Consider the following 21,291-nt stretch of genomic DNA (forward strand, 5'->3'; position numbering starts at 1 on the left):
GTCAGTTCTACGCGGAGTCTGGTCGCGTCTGCCCCGGCCGCCTGCCGAACGAGTCACCAGAATCAGCGACGGTTTCGGCGAGTCCAAATGAGGTCTCCTTCACGTGGTCCAGGTCTCGCAGACCTCGATACTTCCGCCCGTGCGGATGTCCTGGTTGCGGTCAGGGCCGTGGAAGAGGCCGAGTTACCAGTCCCCCGGACGGCGTTTCGAGCACTGGGAGATGCAGCCCTGCGTGCTGCGGTGGAACGCGTTCTCGACGATTCTGGCCGAGTGCTGCTGGAGAGCGCACAGGGCTTCCTTTCCGGTTACGCAGAAGATGTTCGGGAAGCATTGGCCAACGATGGCCTCGGTGTACTCCCGCCGGAAGACCGTGCCGTGCTGTGCCTCGTACTGCTGCACACCGTCGCTATTCCTCGCGCGAGGGGTGTCATCGCGCGTGAGGCTGCCTGGACAGTCGCCGAGGCGGTCGACCCGCGGACACTCTTTGACTCGAAGCTGCCTGATTCACTGATCAGGGCCGCAGTCCGCCGCTTGCGAGATGCCGGAATCCTGCGTTACGGCGCCAACCGATGGATCGTTCCAGGTCCACAACTCTCACGGCTGACTCCGGCGGCCATCGAGTGGATCTTCGAGGAACTCATCGTACTGGCGGAACCGGAGGGTCTACTGGCCGAATCCGTTCGCCGCCGACGTTCGGCAAGACGAGAGTCGGCGAACATTGAATCCCCTCCTGCGTCAGCAGAAGGAGACAATCCATGAGCACCGCGCAACCACACCTGCCCGGCACAGCCATCAAGGAAAGCGTTGGGGCGCACGGGCTGGTCGGTTCCCGTGAGCTAGTCGCCGTCCAGACGTTCGATATAGCCCGCCTCACGAACCACGCCATTCCCATCGTTCCCGGCACGTTTATCGCCGTCTCTGGAGTCGGGCCGAAAGGAGACAGCAATGGGTCAGGAAAGACCAGCTTTTTAGCAGCTGTAACCGTACTGCTGTCCGATCCACAATGGCGGTTGGACGTTAACGGCGGTCAGTTGGCTGCTGGTCTTCTATTCAGGCCCGACGCAGCCGGGCAAGAAGCCAGCCGGGTTTCGCCCGCACCCCACGGCTACATCGTCGGAGTTTTCGCCGACTCGACCGGTGCTCCTGACAATCTTCTGTCTCTCTGGATCCGGTTGTCGACGACCGCTCCGTATCTGCAGGCCAAGTGGTCAGTCGGCCTGCGTATCGCGGACGCCGACACGGATCCCGAAAGGTACGAGCAGGCCGACATGATCTGGACCTCGATTCCACCGACCCAACGATGCTCGGCCAAGTCGCTGCAGGCCACCTTGTACGGCGACGCACCCCGATGCATGGCGTACCTCGACACCACCCTCCGACGGACTGCCGCTTCTTTGTTGTCCCAGCAGATGACGGAGATGAGTCCAGAGGCAATTGGCCAGTCGCTGATAGACCTTGCCGGTCTGCGACAGGTACTAGAACAGGAACAGGAACAGCGCAATGCACTGGCCGAACAGCAACGCGCACAGCACAAAGCCCAAACCTCGCACGAACTGCGACTGCACGTGGAGGATGCTGAACTGGCGGCCGTGGCCAACAGACAGAGGGCACGCTCGGCCCTCGCTCGCGGAGAGCTTATGTGGCGTCTGCACTTCGCTCGCCGCTACGTCGAAATCACTCCGCAACACGAGTCTGCGACGCAGCGTGTGGAGCTAGCCGGTAAGGAAGTGAAGAAGGCTGAGATCAGCTTTGCCGAGACAAAGGAAGCTCACTCCCTACTCGCCAACCGCAAAGACCTCTCGGCTGCGGAGCGGGAAGCCAAAGTGGACTGGGAGGACCAGCAGGACAAGCGGCAGCACGGCGAACAAGCCCGAGCCATCCTGGCAGCCGGGTACAGCAAGATCGCGGCTGAGCGTCCACGCCTCCTCACCGAGGCAGACGGATGGGACGGAACTTCGGTTGCCGACCGCGGCCACGGGCTCGCCGTTGCTCAGCGGACAGTTTCAGACCTGCGCGCGAAGCACGAGTTGGCGCAGGAAACGATCCGAGGCGCGACCGAGGCCCTGCAGCAAGCCGAGAGAGGAACACCGCACGAAATCCTCGAGGTAATGGCGGCCCTGGAGTCGCGTCAGATCCCACGTTGTGCGCTTGCAGACACGCTCTCCATTGACGAGCCTGCACGGTACTGGTGGGAGCCCGTCATCCATCCCTGGCTGTCTGCAGTAGTCGTCGCGCCAGGCGACCTTGACTACGCGGCATCGGCCGTCTCCCATCTGCCGGGCACCATTTTGATTCCCGCCGATGGCCCTCTCACCGGTGATGACGGTCTGCTGTCGTCAACCCAACTTCCACCTGGGCTGAACACAGGGATTCCGATCGGGAGATTCCTATCTGCCCTGGCCAGCCGTCATGACCACCACGACATGCCACCACGCGCTGTCGATGCCGCCACGGCGGGTGTCATCGTGATTGGCGGGTTTGATACCGCGATTGCAGGCAGACAGGCCCGTGTCGCGACGGCTCAGGCCGTACTGGACGAGGCGATGGAGAAGTTGTCCCAGCTTGGGCGGGCTGCGCACCGGGCAAAACTATTCGAGGCTCAGGCAGACACGGAACTGAAGCAGGCAGAGGCGGCCGAACAACTCGCTAGCAACGATAAGGAGGCCGAAGGTCTCGAAGAACAGATCCGCCAGCTCGACGAGGACACGGTTGCCGCAAGGCAAGCCGAGTCTGAAGCGTTCGAGACCTGGAAGGATGCCAACCTTCTGGCATCGCAACACCAGAGCCAACTGGAGGTGGCCAAGGGAAACGTAGGGCGCGATGAACGCGGGCTCCGTGAGGCAAAGGACGCTCTAAAAAAGGCCCAGGCGGATCGTGACTCCCTGCATTTGCCGTACTGGCGCGCCGGGTGGGCGAACACTATAGACGCGGCTAAGTCGCTGCTCGACGAGCAAGACGAGGCAATTCGTCGGCTAACCGCCAAGCGATTGCGGAATCGTGCCCAGGAAGCACTCAAGGAGGCCTTCGACGCTTACCACGCCAACGTCGAAGAGTTGCCCGCCGACATCAAAGACGTCGCGGACCATCGCGAGGATTTGGTCGATGGCGACGAGCCAAGCCCTGGCAGCAGGACCTTCATGGAGTTGTCACGGCCGCTGCAGACCAGGCTCGACGGCACTGCGGAGCGGGACAAGACCACCGAGACATCTATCCGCCTGGATCGTGCCCGCCGGCAGGAAACGGTTAGTACACTGCGCGACGAAGTCCATGATCGTACCGAGGCTCTGGAAACCATCCAGGACATGATCGAGCGAAGCATCGAGGGCCACTTCTCCAGAATGAGCGCCGCCCTGCAGGCGCTCGACATCAGCCGCGGTGGATACGGGGCGGATCTCTCTGTCGTCTCTCGGCGACCCGAGACCGCGACGAGCCCCTGGCGATGGCAGGTCTCACCGCAGTGGCGACGAGTCCGAGACGGCAAGCTGATCAACTATCGCGAGGTGGCGAATGGCGCCCAAGTGAAGGTGTATGCAGTCCAAGTCACCTTGGCAGCGCTCTTGGCATCCGACTCCACCGCAGGTCGAGTGCTGGTGATCGACGAGCTCGGCAACTCTCTCGGCGAGGTGAACCGAAAAGATGTTCTCGCAGCGCTTCGGCAGGTGGCCGAGCGTCAGCGTGTCACCATTCTCGGCACCTGCCAGGACTCGGTGCTTCACGATGCGGCCGAGGCATGCCACGAGATTCTCTGGTTTACTCACGCATCGACAGCCGACGCCTATAACCAGCCAGTTCGGATTTGGGCTCACGATCCAGAACAAGGACGCGTGGAGCTCACCGCGGACTGGATGAGGTCCTTTCGGCCATGGGGATAGACGAGACTGCGGGCTCAAAACGAGCAAACTGGCCATCCCTCTATGTGTTTCGGCTGGCGCACCGAGCTTTGGTAAATGATTCCTATGCGTGAGCGCTACAAGCCCCTGCTAGGGGAGCTCGCCGGGCGTACGTCGATCGTGATACGCGGCATACCCAACGGTGTAGAGGCGGTGACTATTCCGGTTCGACGCGATGGCGAGTCGCGCGTGCCGAAGGATCGGCGCGGCCGTATCAACGCAACACGGGTTGATCTCATCTGCTCCGACCGCACGGCGCTTTTCGAGCCACCAGCTGGCTTGTCTCGTCACGATCTGGCCTGGGTGCTATCCACGGGACGGCGGCAATGGTCGACGGTACAGAAGCGATTCGGCGACCGCGCATTCGCAGTTGCTCTTGGCCTTGTCCGCGCTGGCGGCGTTATCCTGCGCTGCGGAGTTGACCGGCACACAGTCGAACTGGGGCTGCCTGAAAGCTGGACCTTGTCGCATGCTTGGGCCGAGCAGGCTGACGATGAACTTGCAGAGCTCAGACCTCAACGCAACGTGGACGAGGTTCGCGAGGAACTCGTCGGGCTGCTGAATGGCCTCCAGACGCCACTACAACTCGTCGCAGAAAGATCGGCCCTTCACGCGGTGCCTGTCGGCTCGGCTCTTGCCCCACCAGCCTGCACGATGACGACCGCGAAGAGCTGGGCGACCTACGAAGCCGCGCTGCGTGCCGCCTGCATCTGGGCGCGCATGGAGCGGATACCCGGCGCAGCCGAGCTTGCCGGCCTGGCTTGGGGTGACACGCACACCAAGTGGTCGGCCGCTCGCTCCATTGTTTTCAGCCAACTCGTCGGCGTCGAGTTCTCTCGAGCCGTGCAGAAGTCTGACATCACTATCAGGGTGCGTGGGCCACTCGTGTGGCGGCAGGGAAATGTGATCGCCGATGCAAGTCGCAGTAGGCCGTGGATCGGCTTGCCCTCCGAAGGCGTTCGCCTTGCCGGTGAGATTGATTTCACTGCGACCGGAGTTCTGCTGATAGAGAACGCCGAGACCTTTGAACAGGTGTGTGGGATCGACGAGATCACCGATTCCTGGTTGTGCATCTGGGGACAGGGAAAGGCAGTTGTCAATACGATCGACCTCATCGCCGCACTACCACCGGTGAGAGTTGCGGCATGGATGGACCTCGACGCCGCTGGCCTCCAGATTTTCACGATGTTGACCCAACGATTAGGCCGGCCGGCGACACCCCTCGGGATGGATCTGGAGCTGCTCAGCTCCGGCCCCGCTAGGAAGCGAGCGAACCTGGACGAGCAGCGTAAAGCGGAGCGTGAAGACCGGCGTCTTGCCGCAAGTTTGAAGGACCGCCTCCCACCGTCGCTCCGCAAAGTGGCTGAATACATCGAGGAAACTGGCAAAGCCGTGGAGCAGCAGCCCCTCCATGACGTCGTCCTGCCGATCCTCGCTGATCAACTTGCAGCGCTTCCGCAGGTGTAGCGAGAATCATAGGTCCGTTCGTCCCAAACGATGGCGAGCCCCACCACCTCCGACCCACTGCCTCGGCAAATTTGGCCGACGAGCGCAAGGCCAGCAATGACTCGGCAGAAGGCGCGCCGCACCCAGGCACCCACACGACGCAAGAGCGAGCCGGTGGGTGGGAGCGCCCAGAGCGGGCCGCGACGGAGGATCGGCCGGCGACGGGTGTACGGGGTACTTGCGTAGCACAAGCACAAAGCCGGTCTCCGTGGAGACCGGCTTCGCCTGGGTGGACGTGCGAGGATCGTATTACAACACGAACGCGCAGGTCAGCGATCTAGAGCGGCTCGCCAAACAGCTGCCGAAGCCGACTACCTCGCGCGAACCAGCCGCCGCATCACGGAGGCGACCGCGGACCGCCAAGCAGCTCAACGCCGAGCAGACCGCCCGGCTGATTGCCGGCTACCGGGCGGGGGCGAAGTTGCGGGAACTCGGTCGACAGTTTGGCATCCATCCGGACACTGCCGGGTTGATCCTGCGGCGGCATGGGGTCAAGATGCGATCGAAGGGCCTATCGCCCGACCAGGAGGTGGAGGCGGAGCGGCTGTACGCCACTGGGCTATCGCTGAAGCGCGTCGGTGAGCGGCTCGGTGTCGATGGTGAGACCGTACGGAGAACGCTGATCGCCAACGACTTCAGGCTGCGGGATCAGCACGGAAGGTCGAGGTAGGTCTCTTCGGTCGCCCTCCCGAAAGAGAGCTCACTGCAAGCGGCGCCAGACGCAGCTCATCGACAACGCGCTGTCCGCCGACCTGCTAAGTCGAGGCGTAACACGGGCTGACGCAGTTGCTTCTGACGCCGAGGATGTCTGTCGTCACGGATATGTACCAGTCATGGACTGGGGCGCCGATTCAGCTCCGCGCCAAGGACGAGTAGACCACGGTAATCAGCCACGAGTGTCAGGCATCTGTCAACTGACACCGCGCTCATGTTCGCGAAGGCCCTTCTGCGGAAAACTAGCAGTACATCGCCCGTAAACCTCGACACAGATCCGTAGGAGTCCAGATGCACACGATTCCCCGAACACAGCCGTCTTCTGTAAATGCGTCACAACAATCGACCTCCACCGGTCGACTGGGTGATCCTCTCCGGAGGCGTATGGCTCGACGGCTGAGCACCATAACGATATTCCTTCTGCTGGTTGCCTCCAGCATGCTCTCCCCAATCGGAATCTCACCGGCGTCGGCGGCGGGCTGCTATCGGCAGGGCTGTAACAATCAGGATCCTCAGGCAATGGGCTGCTCTGCGGATGCGAAATCTCTCGACTCTTACACATGGAACGGGTTCTACGTGGAGATGCGTTTCTCCCCGTCCTGCAGCGCTGCTTGGACGAGAGCGACTGTCAATGACTGTAGCCATGGCGGCTCGATCAAGACGATCGCGTGGTACGACTGGCAGGCAACGCAATGGGCGGCTCAAAGCAACGTGCAAGTACCCTGCTACGGAACCACATGGACGAAGATGTTCTCCTACTACTTCTACATCCAGTCCTGTATTCAGCTGTACGGCGGTCCTCAGTACTGCACACGTACTCATTGATCACGGCAGGTCAATCCGGTCTGTCTCGCCGTATGCGACCTCCGCGCCGTCGAAACATATGCGAACCCATGCGTGGAGACGGCCGGAGCCAGTCTTCAGGAGATCACCCCACTGGTAGTCAAACCAATAGTCATCCTGATATTCAAGAGACTCGCCATCCGATTCCCGATCTACACCGATCACAAGATCTACCTCGTGTCGATGCAGGGCCAGTTTGTCTAAACCCTCGCTCCCGACGAATCTTCCCCACGCCGCTTGCTCTCGATGGGAATATCTCAGCTCGATTTCTCCAATGATGTGGCGGCGATCCATGAGCGAGACCTTCTTCGCCGACACCGTGGCGGCATCCAGGTAGCAGCCCGAATCTAGTGGATCAGCCCCGTCAATAACCTGCTGTTTTGGGCCGGGCGGCCCAGCCATAGCGGCTGTCGGAGGACCTTCAGGTGCCACGCCGGCGAGAGATATCCATCGGCGTCGCCAGGCCAACGGATCACCATCGCAAGCTACAACAAACGCCACAGTCACATCGAGTGACGGTGAGGTGCCACGCGCTTTCCGGACAGCTTTTTGATGGCTGATTCAGGCGGCGGATTGTGTTTCCAGGTAGTCGTCGTGGGCTTGCTGTGGGGTCCGGTAGCCGAGCCCTGAGTGACGGCGTTTAGTATTGTAGCGCAATTCGATGTAGCGGGCGATATCGCGGCGTGCATGGTCGCGGGTCGGGTACTCGGTTCGGTGGGTACGCTCGTTCTTGAGAGCGCCGAAGAACGATTCGGCCATCGCATTGTCGTAACAGATACCGGTCCGCCCGACTGATTGGCGAAGATTATTGTTCTTCAAAGTCGCGGCGAACTGGGCGGAAGTGTAGTTGCTGCCCCGGTCGGAGTGAAAGATTGCGCCGTCGACAAGATCGTGATTCCGCACCGCCATGTCGATCGCGGCTTCGATCAGCGGGGTTTTGTAATTGTCGTCCATGGCCCACCCGATCACAGCTTTGGTGTGGCAATCGAGCACGGTCGCCAGATAAAGCCACCCTTCCCAGGTCGAGACATAGGTAATGTCTCCGACCATCTTGTGCCCCGGAGCATCAGCGGTGAAGTCCCGATCTACCAGATCCGGGATCGGGCCGGCCCTGGCCATCCTGCTCGGTCAGACAGTGCCGCCACGGCCGCGGCTGGCACGGCTCCAAACCCAACTCACGCATGAGCTTGCGCACCAACTCCAGCCCACAGGTCACACCCCAGGCCACCAGGTCGGCATGCACCCGCCGGTACCCGTAGGTCTCGTCGGACTCTTCGAACGACTTGACGATGATCAGCTTGAGTTCGCCTTGGCGGCGCGCAGTCGCCGACATCGGACGGCTCCGCCAATCATTGAAACTGGACCGTTTCACCTCGAGCCACCGGCACATCTTCACAATCGACGGCGCATTTCCGTTCTCTCGGGTCAACCTGTTGGCATACTCCGCATCGATGAACTCGAACTTTTCGCTCAACGATGATCCTTGGCAAAGTATGCTGCGGCTTTTTTTAGGAACTCGTTTTCCATCCGGAGTTCTCGCGTCTCCCGCTCCAGCTCGCGGAGCCGCGCACGCTCGTCCATGCTCAATGCCGGTTCCTCGCCGGCATGGTCTCGCTTAAAGGCGCTCACCCAGTTACTGAGGGTTCCCGGGTTGATGCCGAGCTCTCTCGCGACCTGAGTGACAGAACGTGAAGTCTCAATCACCGACTTCACAGCTTCCTCCCGATACTCAGGAGTGAAATTCTTCTTCGGACGCGGCAACATCTTCCCTTTCCGGACAGCTCAATCTTAGTTGAGCCGCTGTCCGGAAGGTTCGTGGCACCTCACGGAAGTGTCCGTCCAGCGGCTGCCTCTGCGAGGCCCGTGTGTGAGTAGTGCGCCAGTTTCGCAAGCGCACGATAGCTGCGGATGCCGGCTACAGCGCGGAGCCTCCGGAGATCCGCAGCGAACCGCTGAATCGCGAGCACATCCAACTGACTCACCGTCGGCGGCCCTCAGCAAAATGTCGGCGCGGTGGTGGTATCGGCGCGATGAAGCTTTGTGGTGTCTTCGCCATCCATAAAGGTCCATACGGGAGTCTCTTGAATGGGAGCGCCTGCGCTGCGGAATGGTGCACTAGACGTCCCCAAGATCCTCTTGTAGGTGTGTCCACCGGTAGAGTACGTCAGCTCGACGCCGCATTCGTGGTAGCCAGCGCACACGTGCGACTGGACCACAATCACTGCCGGCTGGTCATGGCTGACATGGAATCGTGGGCCCAGTTGTGCAGCTGAAATATTCTTGGTTGCTGGTACTGACTCCCCGTCGTTGTTAACCACGCCTAAATCTTTCCAGCCGTGAGTATCGAGATTCAACGCAAAGATTCGAGCGTATGAGCCGCCACATCCCCCCATTGGGTCGTATACCCATTTGGGCTGTACCTGCTTCTTGTCGCGGTAGAAGATCGGCTTCAGGTTATCGATCTGCACCACGGTGCCGACTTTGGCTGTAAGGCTGACCGAAAGATTGGCACGACCGTATGCAGCCGCATGTTGTTTCGTAAGCAGAACTCGAATGTCTTTGAGTGGATCGCGCCTAACCCTCTCCGGCGCAACATCGTGCTGCATTGCGGCAACCGTGGTACCTCCATCACATCCCAATGAAACCGGCCACGTGGTACCGATACCAAGAGAGTCCTGATCCTCGATCACAGGCGCCGCAGATATTGTGCAGTTGTTGCCATTACCGACATTGACACAATTGCTGCTTCCATCGCCGCCGACACTTATATTGCCTCTCGGCCGCGGAGTTTGCTGTTGCGTCGGTTCTGGCGTTGGCTGTTGTGTCGGTTCTGGCGTTGACTGTTTCGCAGCCTGCTCAGGCTTGGCGAGCTGCACCACCGATATCACGAGGCCGATGGCTGCGAAAACTGCACCGATACCCTGCCACATCTGCTTAGATAGCAATTTCTCCAACTGAAATGCACCGCCCCATGCTGTCTGTACGTGTCGAAGTACGACTCTCTGAAGAGACCTGCTGCATTAAATTGACAGGGTTACTCGTCGTCTTCCACAGCCGCCAGATTCGCCGGCGCTTTGGCAGCCGAAACTGGAGCCTTCGGTGGCAGGGCGCCGAGTCCGACCTTATCGAGCGCCTGGTGCAAGGTGCCACGGAGGCTCTCAGTCATTTCGTTCACCGCCTGGAAGTACGCAAGCTGGGCAGCAGCCCCTCCGGCAGCGCCAGCCCTCGTGTACCCACCCCAGACCTCAAGCTGTTCGTACGTCTCGCTCTTCAGGCGAAGCACCCAAAACGTCCGCCCATACTTCCGGACTGTCCAGTACGTGCCATCTGCTGTGTAGTTGCGATATCCGTTCGTCTTCTTCGCGGCCACTAGCTTCCCCCCACAGGAATCGGCGCAACCGGTAGGCACCTGGCTCACCGGATATCAAGGCACTATGCACCGATCACGCTGCGTTGCCAAGAGGCCGGTAGCGGAAAGTGATGAAACCCAACGCAGTCTCTTGGGGAGGATCTTTGCTAGTTGGTACCGGTGGACTGAGGGCGCCCCCTGGTGTCCGATGTGCTTGCCGGGAGTGCGGCCCGTCTCCAGCGAGCCGACATGCCTGCATTGACTTCGCGATTTTCAACCTCAGATGAGGTAGCGTTTCCGGAAGTAGCCCGCCTAGATCAGGAGGACCTGTGCGCACTGCGGTGCTGACAGACAAGGCAGCAGTCGATCGCTTGACCAAGCTCGGACTTGACGTCGAGACGATCCACAAGGTCCTTCGCCAGGCCGATGCAGAAGCTGCAACTTGTACAAAGCTCGACCCTCCTTACATGGGCGGCAGCCTGCGGCACGGTCGCACAGTCCGCTTCCTCCGCGAGGAACTGCTGCCCAGAGACTGGGATTATGACAACCCGCGAAACCAGTGCCGCATCATCAGCCCGGCGGGTGACTTTGCAGTCGTTGCGAGCTCTGGGGATGCTGCTACTGGTAATGAGCGCATGAAGCCCACGACGAAGAACCCCAAGGGCATCACCATCTTTGAGGCGGTAGCCACAAACCAGCTCACCTTCGATCTTGGTTCGGATTTCGAACCTGAGCGGAAGACGCCGGAGCTGCTCACATGGCTGTTGCTCTACTGGTTCGATGATGGCGAGATCAGGTCCGAGCTCTCCCTCCCTCGCAGCATGGAGGGCTCATACATCAACGATTGGGATGTGCGGATTATCTTCCCGTCAGTGCCGCGCGACCCGGGCCCATATGTTGGCGCCGCCCCCGGCAGCAGTGATGGTGACTCCTCGAGCGACGCGGCCGCATACGAGGTTCCGGTCAGTCGTCGAGCGTGAACGAGCAAGAGATTGCGCCGACACGGCTCAAGATCGCCCGCAAACGCCGCGGGTTGACCCTGACGGCATTGGCGAAGAGTACGGATATCAGCTCCAGGAGTCTGTCCGCCTACGAGAACGGGGAGTGGAAACCGACTAGCGAATCGCTGCAGACGATTGCCCATGTCCTCGACTTCCCGATCCAGTTCTTCCACGGCGATGAACTAGACGAGATTCCCGAGGACTCGGTGAGCTTTCGAGCTGCGACGAAGATGACGGCACGCCAACGGGATGCCGCACTGAGTGCCGGCCGAGTCGCCCTCATGTTCGACCGTTGGATTGCCGAGCGATTCGACCTGCCAGAGGCGAGCATTCCGACACTGACGGGTTACGACCCCGAATCTGCGGCCGACAGCCTACGTGCGCGATGGGGTCTCGGCCTTCGACCGATCCGGAACGCGGTACATCTTGTCGAAGCACACGGCATTCGCGTGTACTCGCTACCGGCTGACACGAAGTCACTCGACGCGTTCTCCCTAGCCTGGCGAGGTCAGCCCTACATCTTCTTGAACACTGAGAAGTCGGGTGAGCGAGGCCGTTTCGACGTCGCGCACGAGTTGGGCCATCTGGTCATGCACGGCGAACATGTTGTTCCCCACGGCCCCGAGATTGAAGCTCAAGCGAACGCCTTTGCCGCCGCGTTCTTGATGCCGCGAGCATCCGTCGTAGCGCAAGGTCTTCGACACGCCACCGTCCCCCAGATCATCAGCGCCAAGACCATCTGGCGCGTCTCCGCCTTGGCTCTGACTCACCGCCTGCACGAGCTCGATCTCACCACTGACTGGGGCTACCGCAACGCCTTCGTGCAGTTGGGGCGTCTCGGCTACCGACGCGATGAGCCGGGAGGCATCTCGCGCGAAGCATCACTGCTTCACAGCAAAGTCCTGCAGAGCCTTCGCGAGGACGGCATCGGCGTGAAATCATCCGCCGCCACCTTGGGAATCAGCGTGGACGATCTGAAGTCCTACCTCTTCGGGCTCACGCTGACGACGGCCTAATGCAGGCCTCGATGCTGCGGACAACTCCTGTTCGAGGTGCTCCCGATCGCACTCCAGGCCGTCAAGGCAATCGCGAGACACGGCGACGGCGGGCTCAGGTTCCACAATCTGCGGCACTCGTACGCCTCGTGGCTGATCACCTCGGGTGTGCCGGTTCCCGACATGCAGCGGGTCATGGGACACGAGCGAGCGACAACCACACTCGCGATCTACACCCACGTCCAGGGAGACTCCCAGGAGAGGATCCTAGACGCTCTCGCTGCCTTTTCGCTGCTGACGAGGCCTGAAGTGGATAGAACGGGGACTCGGCTGGTGCCGGGTTCCCGCTCTGACCTGCAGTTTCTTGCTGTGGACCTGTGGGTTGCTGATTGCGACACAAACGCGCAGGTCAGGGACCTAGAGCGACTCGTCAAACGGCTGCCGAAGCCAACTTCAACGTCCGAACGAGCCACCGCACCGCGGAAACGGCCAGGGACAGCCAAGCAGCTCACCGCCGAGCAGACGGCGCGACTGACCGCGGGCTACCAGGAAGGGGCCGAAGCTCCGTGAGCTCGGTCGACAGTTCGGCATACATCCGGATACTGCCGGGTTGATCCTGCGGCGAAACGGGATCGAGATGCGTCAGAGGGGACTCTCGTCCGAGCAGGAGGTGGAGGCTGAACGGCTGTATGCCACTGGGCTATCGCTGAAGCGCGTCGGCGAGCGCGTCGGCGTAGACGGTGAGACTGTACGCAAGGTACTCGGTATGCGAGGTACGCGACTGCGCGACCGTCATGGCAGACCGAGGTAGCCGTTAGCCACTAGCAGTCCGCCCACCTGCGGTTTCCTCTTCATACAGCTGGTCACCGATGACCTTTGCGGCAGCCAAGAGCTTCGTGATGACTCCGTCGGTGAAGCTCTCCCCGAGCGGGATCTGTTGCCGATTGACTAGCTCTTCGAGCGTCTCCGGAATCGTATAGGGTACTTCGTCGGCCTCGGATGGCCAGCGGGCGTCTGGCCGCTTCACATAGTTGGCGGTGTAGTAGCCAAGGTTGTGAACCAATGCGTTCCGCAATTCCTGGGCGTGGAGGATGTCTTCCCACGTCACCGCGAGCTTTCGCAACTTGACGCCGCCGAACTGGTCATATCGGTCGACGAGGAACTGGAACTGCCGATCCCATCTGCTCCGCTCGGCATCCACCAGAGATCCTAGAACTGGATGATCCTTCAGGTTGTACTTGAGGCATCGCCGTTCAAGCAGATGGGCGAGATAGACATGGAAGCTCTCCCACGCTGTAACGATGGCGGTGGAGTACAGGATCTGGTCATATGGCGCATAGCCGTAACCTTCTTCCGGGCCCGCCTCCGTTTCGTAGATATAGACCATGTCGGTCTCTGGGTCGCCTGGACGCTGACCGACCTCCGTCCACCGCCGCTCACGGTCGGCTTGGATCAGTGGTGGCACTCGCTTGATGAGGCCTCTCAGTTGCTCAAGCTGTTCTCGCAGCGCGTCGTATGGGTCTGAGTAGGCCCGCAGCTCCGTCAGCATTACGACCCCATTGGGTTTCATCAGCTCCGCGACCATCGCGAGCTCGTTCAGATCATCCCGCTACCGGGTCGCTGTATCAACGAGGTTTCAGCGATCGAAGGTCCGGCTGGACGCGCTCCAATCTCGAAAGCTCCGCCGACAACGCCCGATCTGCGGTCGACGAGGGGATCCCCTTGGCAGTAGGAAAGCCCGACGTCGCTCGGCGATATCGGTTTGACTGAAGGTAGTGAAAAGCCGATGAGCTCAGAGGGCAGCTTCAAGACCGCGCGTTGATAGTTCGAGCCACGATGGCCATGGATCAACTTCCCACTGGTAAGCATGCACGTCATCCGATTTGGCTCGATTATGAATCTCGCAGAGCCAAACGCCATTGTCCGACGTCGAACGCCCACCGAGCGAGTAGGGCCACGCGTGGTCCAATTGTAGGAGCTTCTTGTAACTGCAGTCGTAACCCCAGACGAGGCGCGCCCAGCAGCTCATACCTCGCGAGCTTGGCGTATACGGAAACCTCCGCCCACCCCTAATCCGAAGCCAGTCCGCTTCAGACACCGGGATGACGTCCCGATGAACCAATGCAAGTGCCAATGGCAGATCCGCTTCGACCCGAGCAGTCATACCGAGGGCCCGCCAAGCCTCAGCATCGACTCCTTCATAGCGCGCGACAAACTCGTGGTATCGCATCGCTGCCCCAAAGCGAAGCTCCAGATCTACAGAGAGCGACACCGCGCTACCAGTTGAGCTGAACTTCAGCCTGACTGGATATGTCGCCGTAGTGCTGCATCACGATTACAATATCCAGCGGGTTTTCAAGGGGAGCTTCGAGAATTAACCCTCTGCGTTCCATATCGCGATACCGACGCTGCTTGCCGACTGGATGCACCTCGAGGACCTGCACCTCGCCGACGTTGCTCGTCTTGTTTCCGATCTTCACATGAGGGGTTGTAGCTGTCGCGTGCGATCCCGTGCTTCCGCGAAGCGCGATATAGGCGACCTTGCCCCCTTGGACAGGGCGACGTTTCGGCGACAGCTTGCTGGAAATAATCTCGACAGAAGCGCCATTTCCCTTCAGATGGTCCGCCAGATTGTTGCTATTGGCAGGGAGATTCCCCGACGTCAGAGCTTCCTCGAATACCGCGCGGGCTATCTTCTTGCTCGCGGAGTTGGCCGTGCCATTCAACGTACGAATCCAGGAGAAATCCCAGTTTGTCCCCTGGAAGTTCAGGCTCTGGAATATCGCCGCGTAGTCAGCAGTTGTGCCATTGAGGAGCAGACGAGTCAGGATCCCGACCAGCCAGGCTTCCTGGACGATAACTTGCTGCTTGCCGGTGCCTCCGAAGAATACGGAGCTCGCGTGATTTTGAATGGTGGCATGCAGCGAAAGATATGCACGTCCAATCTCCTCGGCAAGCTTCGCTGGACTGAGGTGCGGTTGTTGAGCCGGCCCTAGCGTAGTAGTGCTTGGCAAGGAGATCGCTCAGCGTAGTGCATTTGAAATCGAATCCGCCATGAGTTGGCCGCACTTGCACATGCTCGTTGAACTGAATCTGATTGAAGAACGGGTTCGCTTGCACTGTAACCCACTGCGCGGTTTTGCATAGTTCAACAACGGATGAAAATGCCTTGATTGCCGCATCATGACCATCTCTCCCCGGATTATATCTGCCGAGTCGAAAGGCATATGTGAGCCATTCATTGTGAAGGTCATCGAGCTTCTGAGCAGCAGTCGTAACCTGCGCGAACAGGCTCGCGAGCAACGGGCTACTGTAGGAAGCCGTTCCGTCGTCAAGCAATAGGACGAGAGGCACAGGATCGTCACGCTGTGCTGAAGCACTCAATCCAGCGATGCGATGTTGCCCATCCAAGATCCACAACGCGCGATCGGTCGGATTCGTCGCGTCCTCTGGTACATCGATCACATACGTGCCGGTTTGATACGGCACGCCATCAATAGACTTGGCTGTAATCTTAATTCCAGTGGCAAACGCGTTTTTCGCTAGCAACACCGGGTTCGGCATCAACCCACCGGAGTTATTGAACGTGCTGGCGATACCTGCGACCCGCTCATCGCTGATTGGTCGCTGCCAGTCACGAACAGGTTGGCTGGTCAGGTTTTCGGCAATCTGCTGATTCGGCGTACTGAGGGCGAACGCCGGCGCCACGGCCACCTGTGCGATCTTCTCTGCAGACGCGAAGCCGATGTACACAGGGTAGGTCTTTCCACCGCTGGTCACGTGTGCACGTAGGCATTCAATCTTCATATCGCACCATCCCCACATTGCAAGCAGAAGTGGGCGACATGTTAGCCCTCCTGAGGCCGCCTAGCCGAGACGCCAGCGCGTCCGGAGTGTTGGGTTCGCGGGTGCTTTCGTCTTCCTGTGCATCGAGCCGGCGCCGGCTTTCGCGCCCGCAACATCGGAAGTCCGTGCCCCCTCAGCCCGGACCGATCCGGTCACTCTGCACTCTTCGCCAGCTCCTTCATGTACACCCTGAGCGCGGAGTCCCACAGACCGGTCAGATCGAACATCTGATCGTCTGGACAATTTGCCTATGCTCTCCAGCAGATCCTTGCCTAGCTACTCGCCGTCGACAAGCGACATCGGCTCCTCGCCGATCTGTTTTGGATGCGGCTCGCCTTCTCGGCGCTGTCCTCCGGATCGATCGCAAGACCCTCTACAAGGTCACTGACTTGTTCCGCGGGACTGATGCCCGCCGGCGCGAGCATAGCGCGTTACTGAATCGAGATGTAACGCTCAGTGACACTGCTTCGATAGCTGAAGTGTGCAGATCAACGAGCCCCGACGCAGAGGTGGAATAGATCCAGCGCTCAGCGACCAAGTCGGCGCGAGATCGCAGACCTTGTCATCGCCGAATCCAGGATGGAGACTCCACATGGGCACCCAATTCGAACGATCCGATCACCGTCAGCAAGCTCAATCCGTTGGTGCGTACGAGCCCCGTGGCGCACGTGATCGCAGGTCCGCTCGCGAAGCGGGCTCAGATTGTCGGAGCCGGGGTGTAGACATCACCGTGAAGAAGGGGGACAACGGTGACCAATGATTCAGTCGACGGCAGCGGGGCCATCAGCTGGCTGGACGCATTTCCTTGGATACAGGCAGCTGCTGGGAGCGAAGCATTGCTCGACGGCAGTGGCAAGCCGTGGTGGGACGATTCAATCGTCGAGTCGGGACCGATACGTCAGACGGGACTGGGGCAGGTTTCCAACCTTGCGCTGGAACGCCTAAACCGGTGGACGGTCAGCCAGATCTTTCCTGGTCTGCCGCCCGGTAAAGCACTGCCTCAGATTCTCAGCAGCACGCGGGCCCGTAACGCAGCTGCTCGGCAGGGGTACAAGACGACTGGTGATCTCTTCGGTTTGGAACTCGGTGACATCCTGCGGTGGCCACAGATCGGTATCGGAACCGTCGACTCCATGCTGCAGTCGCTCGCGAGCGTCGCGACACAGCTCCCGGCCTTCCTAAACGCCCCACAGGCCCCTGACGACGAGACGGATCTGATCTTCTTCGCAGGCGACCTGTCGGGGAGCGACTTCAGCGAACCCATCATCGACAAGGCTCAGCTGGGCGCACCATGGAGCGACGCGATCACCGACGACCTCCGCACGATCGCCACTTGGTACGTCGCCATGGGCATTCCAGATGCCTACCTGGTTGCTGACGGTCTTCCACCCTGGGCGCCCGCCGATGTCATCAAGGCAAAGGAGCGTGTGTGTCTGCTCGGCAGTGGCGATCTCCTTGATCCAGCAGAGGCCGAATTGAACGCGGCAGCGCTCCTACAAGACCGGATCGCGACGCTCGACGCCCGCACGCAGTTCGTCTTGGCCCATCGATTCTTCGCCGATCAGCCCGAGACCCTCGACGAGCTTGGCCAATCGCTGGGTGTCACCAGAGAACGCGTGCGCCAGATCGAGGCGAAGGCGCGTGCAGTAATGGTCGGCTTCCTCGATTCGGCGCGATTGACGGATGTCGCGGCGAGTGTACGAGAGCTTGTTAGCACCGTCCTGCCTCTCAGCGGGCTTATCCAACTGGTTCCCGCCCTCGGAAGTCTGGTCGAGGCGGTAAACCAACCCGCGTGGCGTGTTCTGGATCGATTGGACGACCAGTACGAGATCGAAGACGGCTGGTGTGCTGTGCCGACCATCGATGGGGCGGTTGCCGCAACGCTCACGGCTTTGCAGGAAGTCGTCAATCAGCACGGCGTCGCAGATCTCCACGACCTTCCACACCTGAACGCGCATCTGCCAGATGCGGCTGGTCGCGACGCCTTGCGGAGTTGGTTGGCCTACTGCGGTTGCACCCTTGACGGTGACTACGTTCTTACTCGAGTTCAGACAGTGGCGGACCGAGCTGCGGCCATCTTGTCAATTACCGGTTCACCCTTGGCGTCCGAAGAAATACACGACCGTCTAGGCGTTGAGCGGAGCATGAACTCCTTGAAGAACGCACTTGCTTCCGATGATCGGTTCAAGCGAGTAGACCGCGACAGCTGGGCACTCGCCGAGTGGGGGATGGAGTCCTACGAAGGCGTGCGAGCATTGATCCGAGGTGAGCTTTCTCGAGCCGGCGGACGGTTGGCTCTAGATGCCCTGATCGAGCGCATCACGGGCCGATACAGCGTCACCGCCAGCAGCGTCACCGCCTACGCGAGCGCGCTGCCGTTCGAAGTTAAGAACGGCACGGTGCAGATTGCCGCCGGCAACCGGCAGATAAAGAAGTCGCCAGAGGCAACGAGGCGACTCTATCGACGCGCTGCCGAGTGGCTCTATCGAGTGCACATCACCAAGGAACACGCACGTGGCAGTGGCTCGGTGGCGCCGATCGCGATCGCAACAATTCTCGACCTCCAGCACGGATCGACCGTCTACCTCCCATCTCAACCCGGTCAGCAGACCGTCAGCTGGGTCGGCGCTCAGCCCACGTTCGGTTCGATCCGACGTCTGCTCATCGCACAGGACATAGAGATCGATGCCGATGTATTCATGGTCCTCGGCGACGACGGAGCGTTCCGAATCGAGCGGATCGACACTGCAGCCGGAGACACCCTGTCGATGGCCCTGGCATTGACAGGGTGTCCCGCGAGTGGCGCTACCGATCCGCGGGTGGATCTCGCGCTGGCGATCGGCCTGCCAGAAGAGTCTCCGGTGGCCAGCGTCATCGGCGGTTACCGCGAGCGCGGCGACACAGATATCGCCGACCTGCTCATCCAGGTCCGCACCACTCTGGAGGTCGGAAACTCACCTGAAAGACCGACCCACAACGCCGCGGTTGACGAGATCCTGGACCTGTTGTGACGGCAACTCAACCTGGCCTTCGCACGCTGTCGCTTAGCGACCGCTACCGCAGCGACAAGGAAGACGTCGTCGCCACCTTCTATCTGCCGGCATTCACTGTCGCGACTAGATACAGCCGCGCGGTCGGCTACTTCACGTCAACGAGCCTGGCGTTGTTTGCCCGTGGCATCGAGGCATTCACCGCACGTGGTGGCGAGATGCGGCTGGTCGCCTCACCTCACCTCAACGAGGACGATCTGATCGACATCGAGCGCGGGTATGACATCCGGGCCGTGGTCGAGCGCGCGACTCTACGAGAGCTGGACAGTGAGCAAAAAGAGATTGTGCTCGACGGGTTGGGTCTACTTGGACGCTTAGTTGCCCGGGGCCAGCTCGAGATCAAGCTGGCATTCGTTCAGCAAGGTGGCGGTGTTGGGATCTATCACGAGAAGATCGGCATCTTTCGAGATGGTCTCGGTGATCTGGTCGCCTTCACCGGCAGCAGCAATGAGACCTTCGGTGGACTCATGGCTAACTTTGAGTCAATCGAGGTCTATCGCGGATGGGAGGCCGTCGACGGATCACGGGCGCTTCGATTGGAGGCCGATTTTGAGGCGCTCTGGTCAGACCAGACACCGCACCTTAGCGTCGAACCGTTTCCTGAGGTCGCTCGGGATCGGCTAATCAAGCTCGGCAACGATCGTCCGCAGCGACCGTTGCCGGCGCGGGATGATGCTCTCCTTCCTCCAACCGTCACCACCAGCGGTCCAGCGCGGCTCGTCATCCCTAGCTTCATGACTGTCCGCGACTACCAGCGTGAGGCGGTGGAGGCATGGCTCAAACAACGAGGCCGCGGCATGCTCAAGATGGCCACCGGTACAGGTAAAACGAAGACCGCGATGGTCGCCGCGACACAGATTGCAAACGTGCTCCGGCAGCGAGAAGAACCGCTAATCCTCCTGATCCTCGCACCTCTACAGCACTTGGTCGATCAGTGGATCACGGAGGTCGAGGACTTCGGCGTGCGTCCGATAGCCGTCTACGAGTCGAGCCAGAAATGGCTGCCGATCGTCGAGGACCAACTGAACGAGGCACGCATGGGCCAGCGCCCCGTTGTCGCCCTAGTTGCCACAAATGCCTCTTACGCAGGCGAAAAGTTTCAGTCCGTGCTGTCGCGGATCACGCAGCCCTTGCTCGTCATCGCTGACGAGGCCCACAACCTCGGCTCGTCAACCTACCGTTCGGCCCTGCCGCAGAACGCCACATACAGACTGGCCTTGTCCGCGACACCGGAGCGCTGGTTCGACGACGATGGCAGTGATGCGCTCATCGACTACTTCGGCCCGATCGTGTTCGAGCTTGGCCTCGGCAAGGCAATCGAGATGGGTGCCCTAACGCGCTATCTGTACTCGCCGCGCCTAGTGGAGCTAAACGAGGCCGAGACCCACCTCTATGTGGAGCTGACTGCTCAGATCGCCACTCGGATCGGAGCCGGCGATGACCTTAAGAACGCCGATCCGGCATCACCTCTAGGATTCCTGCTACGCCAGCGGGCAGGGATACTCGGTCATGCCGAGGGCAAGTTGGCAGCGCTGAAGTCTGATCTCGCGCACCGCGGGGATTCGTGGTTTCAGCTCATCTACTGTGCTGAGGGCCGGAGGCCGACCGAGCCAGGCGAACCGTCCGGTCCGAACCAGCTCCAAGATTCAATGCGGATGGTCGGGAACGAGCTGCACATGTCAGCTCACTCATACATCTCGGAGACACCGCGCGCCGAGCGCAAGGTTCTCCTACGCCGTTTCGGCACAGGCAACGACCTCCAAGTGCTGGTCGCAATGAGATGCCTCGACGAGGGAGTGGATATCCCGGACGCCCGGACGGGATACCTGCTCGCCAGTAGTTCAAACCCACGCCAGTTCATTCAGCGCCGCGGACGTCTGCTTCGCCGCGCTGAAGGCAAGGACCGCGCCGAGATCCTGGACTACCTGGCGGTGCCGCCATCAAGCACGCCAGTGAACTTCGAGGTCGAGAGGAGCCTGCTCACCCGTGAGCTCGAACGGGCCAATGAATTCGGCAAGTTGTCCGAGAACTACGAAACAACGCTTCGGGTGTTGCGCCCGCTCAAGAAGCGTTACCAGCTCATGGACATGTAGGAGC

The 21,291-nt window shown here is 60.5% G+C and carries 15 protein-coding genes and 1 pseudogene; 10 read left to right on the forward strand and 6 right to left on the reverse strand.

Features of this window, described 5'->3' with window-relative positions; translation table 11 throughout:
- Window positions 1-270: 270 nt before the first annotated feature.
- The 5 genes from F1D05_RS13260 (at window position 271) to F1D05_RS42965 (ending at window position 6,935) form a co-directional block, all read left to right on the forward strand.
- Window positions 271-759 carry a hypothetical protein gene (locus F1D05_RS13260; protein ID WP_185447988.1) on the forward strand — a complete coding sequence of 163 codons (489 nt, stop codon included), beginning with the start codon at window positions 271-273 and terminating at the stop codon, window positions 757-759.
- Window positions 756-3,872, forward strand: coding sequence for a hypothetical protein (locus tag F1D05_RS13265; RefSeq protein ID WP_185447989.1), 3,117 nt, complete (start codon window positions 756-758; stop codon window positions 3,870-3,872). Before F1D05_RS13260 ends, F1D05_RS13265 begins: the two co-directional genes overlap by 4 nt.
- Window positions 3,873-3,956: 84 nt before the next feature.
- Window positions 3,957-5,357 carry a Wadjet anti-phage system protein JetD domain-containing protein gene (locus F1D05_RS13270; RefSeq protein ID WP_185447990.1) on the forward strand — a complete coding sequence of 467 codons (1,401 nt, stop codon included), beginning with the start codon at window positions 3,957-3,959 and terminating at the stop codon, window positions 5,355-5,357.
- Window positions 5,358-5,631: 274 nt separating this feature from the next.
- Complete coding sequence (locus tag F1D05_RS38830; protein WP_206686200.1) at window positions 5,632-6,066, forward strand: hypothetical protein; 435 nt, start codon at window positions 5,632-5,634, stop codon at window positions 6,064-6,066.
- A 482-nt stretch (window positions 6,067-6,548) separates the two neighbouring features.
- Entirely contained in the window at window positions 6,549-6,935 is a 387-nt protein-coding gene (locus F1D05_RS42965; protein WP_428995028.1) for a DUF2690 domain-containing protein, read from the forward strand.
- Here F1D05_RS42965 and F1D05_RS13285 read toward each other — a convergent pair whose 3' ends face one another.
- From F1D05_RS13285 to F1D05_RS13295, 3 genes and pseudogenes are all read right to left on the reverse strand, one after another.
- The gene (locus tag F1D05_RS13285) at window positions 6,936-7,271 is read right to left on the reverse strand and encodes a hypothetical protein (protein ID WP_246486659.1); all 336 of its coding nucleotides are present in this window, start codon (window positions 7,269-7,271) and stop codon (window positions 6,936-6,938) included.
- Between the two features lie 243 nt (window positions 7,272-7,514).
- Window positions 7,515-8,714 (reverse strand): annotated as a pseudogene (locus F1D05_RS13290) (IS3 family transposase).
- A 233-nt stretch (window positions 8,715-8,947) separates the two neighbouring features.
- A complete protein-coding gene (locus F1D05_RS13295; protein ID WP_185447993.1) occupies window positions 8,948-9,907 on the reverse strand; it encodes a hypothetical protein in 960 nt (319 codons plus the stop codon).
- A 724-nt stretch (window positions 9,908-10,631) separates the two neighbouring features.
- Here F1D05_RS13295 and F1D05_RS13300 point away from each other — a divergent pair.
- The 3 genes from F1D05_RS13300 to F1D05_RS40140 are packed head-to-tail and all read left to right on the forward strand — an operon-like array spanning window position 10,632 to window position 12,868.
- Window positions 10,632-11,282 carry a hypothetical protein gene (locus F1D05_RS13300; RefSeq protein ID WP_185447994.1) on the forward strand — a complete coding sequence of 217 codons (651 nt, stop codon included), beginning with the start codon at window positions 10,632-10,634 and terminating at the stop codon, window positions 11,280-11,282.
- Window positions 11,279-12,319, forward strand: a complete 1,041-nt coding sequence (locus tag F1D05_RS13305) for a helix-turn-helix domain-containing protein (RefSeq protein ID WP_185447995.1) — start codon at window positions 11,279-11,281, stop codon at window positions 12,317-12,319. Before F1D05_RS13300 ends, F1D05_RS13305 begins: the two co-directional genes overlap by 4 nt.
- A gap of 36 nt (window positions 12,320-12,355) precedes the next feature.
- Window positions 12,356-12,868, forward strand: a complete 513-nt coding sequence (locus F1D05_RS40140; RefSeq protein WP_281388940.1) for a tyrosine-type recombinase/integrase — start codon at window positions 12,356-12,358, stop codon at window positions 12,866-12,868.
- Window positions 12,869-13,112: 244 nt separating this feature from the next.
- On the opposite strand, the gene F1D05_RS13315 is transcribed toward F1D05_RS40140, so the two are convergent.
- The 3 genes from F1D05_RS13315 to F1D05_RS13325 form a co-directional block, all read right to left on the reverse strand.
- Window positions 13,113-13,883 (reverse strand): hypothetical protein, encoded by a 771-nt coding sequence (locus F1D05_RS13315; protein WP_185447996.1) that lies wholly within the window; start codon window positions 13,881-13,883, stop codon window positions 13,113-13,115.
- 691 nt (window positions 13,884-14,574) lie between these two features.
- Window positions 14,575-15,024 (reverse strand): hypothetical protein, encoded by a 450-nt coding sequence (locus F1D05_RS13320; RefSeq protein WP_185447997.1) that lies wholly within the window; start codon window positions 15,022-15,024, stop codon window positions 14,575-14,577.
- Window positions 15,025-15,091: 67 nt separating this feature from the next.
- On the reverse strand, window positions 15,092-16,105 hold the full coding sequence (locus tag F1D05_RS13325) for a hypothetical protein (protein WP_185447998.1): 1,014 nt from the start codon (window positions 16,103-16,105) through the stop codon (window positions 15,092-15,094).
- A gap of 788 nt (window positions 16,106-16,893) precedes the next feature.
- Here F1D05_RS13325 and F1D05_RS13330 point away from each other — a divergent pair.
- On the forward strand, window positions 16,894-19,155 hold the full coding sequence (locus F1D05_RS13330; RefSeq protein ID WP_185447999.1) for a sigma factor-like helix-turn-helix DNA-binding protein: 2,262 nt from the start codon (window positions 16,894-16,896) through the stop codon (window positions 19,153-19,155).
- A complete protein-coding gene (locus tag F1D05_RS13335; protein ID WP_185448000.1) occupies window positions 19,152-21,287 on the forward strand; it encodes a DEAD/DEAH box helicase family protein in 2,136 nt (711 codons plus the stop codon). Before F1D05_RS13330 ends, F1D05_RS13335 begins: the two co-directional genes overlap by 4 nt.
- Window positions 21,288-21,291 lie beyond the last annotated feature (4 nt).

The sequence above is a fragment of the Kribbella qitaiheensis genome, from assembly GCF_014217565.1.
Classification (GTDB): Bacteria; Actinomycetota; Actinomycetes; order Propionibacteriales; family Kribbellaceae; genus Kribbella; species Kribbella qitaiheensis_A.